Genomic DNA, 549 nt, shown 5'->3' with positions numbered 1-549 from the left:
GGTAGTCCCCCGGCGGCGTGCCGGCGGGGAGCCGGTCGCGCGGAATGTCAAAAACATCACGCACCTTGCCGCGATGGCGCAAGGGCAGGCCGGGGAGATCGGATTGCAACAACGTGGTCGGCACGGGCACTCCTGGGGCTTGTCATGACAGCCGTCCAAGGGACCCTGAGGGCCCGCACAGACAGCGGGCGGCCTAGTGTAAAGCCGGTTGGGCCCGCTGTGACGTAAAATGAGGCTCCTTTGTTGCCACGGCCGCCCAGACCCTCATGCGCTGGTACGGAAAACTGCTCGGATTCATCGCCGGGGCCCTGCTGTTCAGGCCCAATCCGCTGTTTGGTGCCGTAGTGGGCCTGCTGATCGGGCATGCCTTCGACGCCGACTGGTTCCGCCTGAACAAGGAAAACCCCTACCGCGAGCTGGGGCTGACCTCCGAGGCCACCGACGCCGAGGTCGACCTGGCCTACCGCCGGCTGATCTCCCAGTACCACCCCGACAAGGTCGTCGGCGCCGCCCCGGAGCTGCGCCAGCAGGCCGAGCGCAAGTCACGGC

The 549-nt window shown here is 67.2% G+C and carries 1 protein-coding gene; it reads left to right on the top strand.

The window, feature by feature from the left end:
• Positions 1-266: 266 nt before the first annotated feature.
• Positions 267-549, top strand: a 283-nt coding sequence (locus ACXJKJ_RS31765) for a DnaJ domain-containing protein (RefSeq protein WP_457395694.1), incomplete at its 3' end; no start/stop codon positions are given.

The sequence above is a fragment of the Roseateles sp. P5_E1 genome, from assembly GCF_054049335.1.
This window is presented reverse-complemented; position numbering and strand designations above follow the sequence as displayed.